This is a genomic window from Sphingomonas sp. UV9, from assembly GCF_004101245.1.
Taxonomy (GTDB): Bacteria; Pseudomonadota; Alphaproteobacteria; order Sphingomonadales; family Sphingomonadaceae; genus Sphingomonas.
Map to the genome: position 1 here is coordinate 1 of NZ_SCIN01000015.1, position 1,177 is coordinate 1,177.

2 protein-coding genes are annotated in these 1,177 nt (G+C 55.1%); both read left to right on the forward strand.

Annotated features, from left to right (window positions below; translation table 11 throughout):
- The first annotated feature begins 197 nt into the window (after nt 1-197).
- The gene (locus tag EQZ23_RS20000; protein WP_164913531.1) at nt 198-374 is read left to right on the forward strand and encodes a hypothetical protein; all 177 of its coding nucleotides are present in this window, start codon (nt 198-200) and stop codon (nt 372-374) included.
- Nucleotides 374-1,123 carry a Crp/Fnr family transcriptional regulator gene (locus tag EQZ23_RS19635; RefSeq protein WP_240663702.1) on the forward strand — a complete coding sequence of 250 codons (750 nt, stop codon included), beginning with the start codon at nt 374-376 and terminating at the stop codon, nt 1,121-1,123. The genes EQZ23_RS20000 and EQZ23_RS19635 overlap by 1 nt, the downstream gene beginning before the upstream one ends.
- Nucleotides 1,124-1,177: the final 54 nt, after the last annotated feature.

Below are 1,177 nucleotides of genomic sequence, written 5' to 3' on the forward strand. Positions count from 1 at the left end.
TGATGCAAAAATCAAAAGTTTTGCATCAACAACATTTGGCGTAGGCCCATGACTCACTGCCTCGTCTCGATATTACGATTTCCGACTAATTCGCGTTCACCCCAGATTTGTGATAACATAGGTTATTGTCATAAATTGTGCCGCGAGCAGCATGACAACAGGAGCCGAAGCTCCGCTTGCAGAGCCGAGTTTCTGCCATGATCGCCAAATATGACATCGAATATAGCTTGGTACGCGAGGCCGAAGAGCGGCTTGCCAGTAAAAATGCGGCAGACGATACCGCTCGTGTAGCTCATGCCGAACTAGCTAATCGCTATGCGGATCGCGCGTGGGCTGCTCGTGATGCCCGGTTCGAGGACGGCCTCAAGTGCTGATGCAACAACGCAGCATCGTCGAGGCATCGCCAACTCATCCCCTGCTCGTGAAGCTCGAACAGCATACCAAGCTTCCTGATGCAGACCGTGATCTCCTCGGCAGGATGCTGGCTGACATCCGCACGTTCGACGGCCGTCGCGACATTATCCGGGTCGGCGAAGACCCTGAGTTCGTCCATCTGATGGTAGAGGGATGGTCGTGCCGCTACTCGATTGTTGACGATGGCCGGCGGCAGATCACGGCGTTCCTCGTGCCAGGTGACTTTTGCGATGTGCATATCGTTATGCTCGGTCAGATGGATCATAGCATCGGTGCGCTGGGCCGTGCGCGTGTAGCGTTCATATCCAAGGACCTGATGGCGGAAGTTGCGGAACGCCCGTCCCTCACTCGCGCGTTGTGCTGGGCAAGCCTCGTCGATGAAGGGGTATTACGAGCATGGCTCGTCAACATAGGCCGCAGGAATGCCACCCAGCGCGTTGCCCACCTTGTGTGCGAGCTTCATGCCAGACTGCTCAGTATTGGCATGGGAAGTGACGATAGTTTTGAGATGCCTCTGACGCAGGAGGATCTGGGCGATGCGCTCGGTCTGACCCCCGTTCATATCAATCGTGTTCTCCGACTTCTTCGGGAGCGCGGGCTGATGACGTTTTCGAACCGGACGATCGTGATCCAGGATGTCGAAGCGCTGAAGCGAGAGGCTGGCTTTGATCCGCGTTACCTTCACTTGAACTGTATCCGAGGCTCGTAACGAAGGCATAATCGTTCGCTGATTCTCATAGTTGTGATGCGAAACTCACGAGTT